The sequence below is a fragment of the Oleiphilus sp. HI0061 genome (assembly GCF_001635675.1).
In genome coordinates this window covers 1-2329 of the sequence record NZ_LWFE01001276.1, presented here as the reverse complement: position 1 = coordinate 2329, position 2329 = coordinate 1, and the positions used below count along the sequence as shown (strand labels likewise).

At 41.6% G+C, this 2329-nt stretch carries 3 protein-coding genes; 2 read left to right on the top strand and 1 reads right to left on the bottom strand.

Annotated elements, in window-relative coordinates; translation table 11 throughout:
• Positions 1 to 480 (bottom strand): hypothetical protein (locus tag A3735_RS20040; RefSeq protein ID WP_156499783.1); only part of this gene is annotated, 480 nt, incomplete at its 3' end.
• A gap of 276 nt (positions 481 to 756) precedes the next feature.
• Between A3735_RS20040 and A3735_RS20035 the strand changes: the two genes are divergently transcribed.
• Positions 757 to 1251 (top strand): chemotaxis protein CheW, encoded by a 495-nt coding sequence (locus A3735_RS20035; RefSeq protein ID WP_068506412.1) that lies wholly within the window; start codon positions 757 to 759, stop codon positions 1249 to 1251.
• A gap of 94 nt (positions 1252 to 1345) precedes the next feature.
• A complete protein-coding gene (locus tag A3735_RS20030) occupies positions 1346 to 2203 on the top strand; it encodes a hypothetical protein (protein ID WP_068506415.1) in 858 nt (285 codons plus the stop codon).
• Positions 2204 to 2329: the final 126 nt, after the last annotated feature.

Here is a 2329-nt window from a genome sequence, read left to right as displayed (position 1 = left end):
GACTTGTGAACTCTTGATTTTAAGGAAGGCTAGGCGATGTTCGCGCGGTTTTTCGATAACGAAGGTAAGAAAGGTGGCTGGGAAACTGGCATTGTCACTAGCGTGCCTACCAGCAGCGTGCTTCCAGGTCCAGAGACCGTTTTCATAGATTGCCAATTCGCCATCTAATCCGACATTGGGTGCAAGCTCAATCCAAATTCGATCCGAATCGACAATTCGGGGAAGTTCAATTTTAACCCACATCGTCGCACCGTCAGATGCTTTCCAGTAATCCTCTTCTAAGGCATTTAATTTTGTATAGCCATTCGGGAGAGGTGTCCAGGTGTTATTTGGCGTACCAACGATATCTTCGAGAGAGGCGGAGCTGTTACTATCGAATAGCTGCCAGTAGCGAATGTTTTCTTGCTGCATAAGCTCAGCGTTAGCAAGAAAAGGTGCAGAGGCAAAGAGAATAAGAAGTAAATAGCTTAGGTAATGCATTGGCTTTATGGATGCATGGTTTAACTGGTTTTCCAGTCGATAATATTAAGTTCGCAAGGACACTCATCTTACCACCTTTCAAGAGCTTCGCGTAGCATGTAGAGCCTAAAATAGACTACAAATACATCAGATTTGATAAAGAGTTTGAGAAAAGAGAGATAAAAGTTGGACAGAATGTCGATTGGCTGCTACCACTTTAAATTATATAGCGAATTTTGATGTGCTAAATATTAGTAAGTTTAGGTTTTCATGGGATTTTTTTGCACAGAGGGTTTTATGGATAAAAATGAATATTTGGTCGCTAGGGTTGGTCATATCAGATTGGCGGTTTATTGTCGCGATGTTGAGAATGTTTTTTCTGGAAACTACAGCTTGGTAAAGCTGTTTTATCAGGGCGACTTTTTTCGGGGCATGACTACTATAAATGGACAGATCATGCAGGTTCTTGATTTGCGTCGTCGTATTGGGATGGAGCAGTGTCTTAAGGGAGAACAGTTAACATTGGTTAGCTTTAATACCGGGGGCTCAAACAGTATCGCTGTAGTAGTTGACGAAATTTTAGGAATGCAAAGAATTGAGTCTGACTCAATTATAACAAATGAAAAATACTTCGATAGCCGTGCCAATAATATTGGCTTGTTGTTTCCAACTGTCGCTTTAATGCCGAGCAAGTGTGGTGTTAGTAAAGAGTTGATACACATCCTCGACTCAACGTACCTTGATAAGACGGAACCCATTATTGAAGAGGCTGGAGAGCTCGAGCTTTTTTAAGGATTTTACCTTTTGCAAATGGAAAAGCTGGTGTTTGCTGCTAATGTTATATGCAACCTTCCATTTAATTTGACGATAAAGTAAAACAAAAAACATGCGACAAAGTGACCTGATTGACATCTTGCTGGTTTCATCCGATTTTATTTTTTTAAGTACCGATAAACACGGTAAGATTACTACTGTTACCCCTGCGTGTAGAGATGTTATCAAAAAGCAAGAGGGTGAGGTTGAAGGTAAGATGCTCGACGAAATTGTACCTGAGCTGGCATTTTACCCCCAAGCTGAGTTTGAAATTGTTCAACCTCGGGGCGGCCTCGAATTAATGCTTGATGATGAAGACTGTGATCAGGGTTGTGAATATATGGAGTTTCTTGCATCCCAAACGCAAGACGATGGCCGCTTCGAAATAGAGACAACGATTGAAGGTCAGCAAGCTTGGTTGTCGATGGTGACAAACAAAGTGCTTGTTGATGACGAAATCATTTTTACCGTGATGATCCGGGATATTACTCGACGAAAGCTTGATGAAAAGGAGATCCTAGATCTCAATCAAAACCTCGAAGCTCGCGTAGAATCGAGAACGGAACAAATTAAAAATGTAGTGATGTCATGTAGTAGTGAACTTAGTCAGGTTAACGAAACCTACCAGGCCATGAAAGAACAGCAAATGGGCATAATGGAAAATGTTGAAAAAGCAGTTCTTGAAGGTGCTGAAGGCTTGAGTGAGGTCCAGCAAGGACAGATCCGTGAAGCGATTAGTGGTGAGCTTGTTAAGTGTATGAACCTCTACTCTGAAGATCAGATTACCGATCAGAAGTTTATGTTGACGATGATGTCATTAAATGAACTCTTTGGTAGTTTATCTCCCGAGGATCAAAACTTACGCCCCGACCAGTTATCTGGAACTAACCAAGATGAAGTTGATGACCTACTAAGTTCCTTGGGTATTTAGTCGCAATACCCTCTTATCTTTCTGATAAAGGGGGAGCTCTTCTTGCTTCCCCTAAGTTCTTGACTCTTGCCATATTTTTTGACAGATTGACCTTATCCGGACCAGTCTGAGCTCTCATGTCTCCCA

Excerpts from the sequence above, each read along its gene's own strand:
- A3735_RS20030 (WP_068506415.1), top strand. The coding sequence starts at position 1,346 with ATGCGACAAAGTGACCTGATTGACATCTTGCTGGTTTCATCCGATTTT.
- A3735_RS20035 (WP_068506412.1), top strand. The coding sequence starts at position 757 with ATGGATAAAAATGAATATTTGGTCGCTAGGGTTGGTCATATCAGATTG.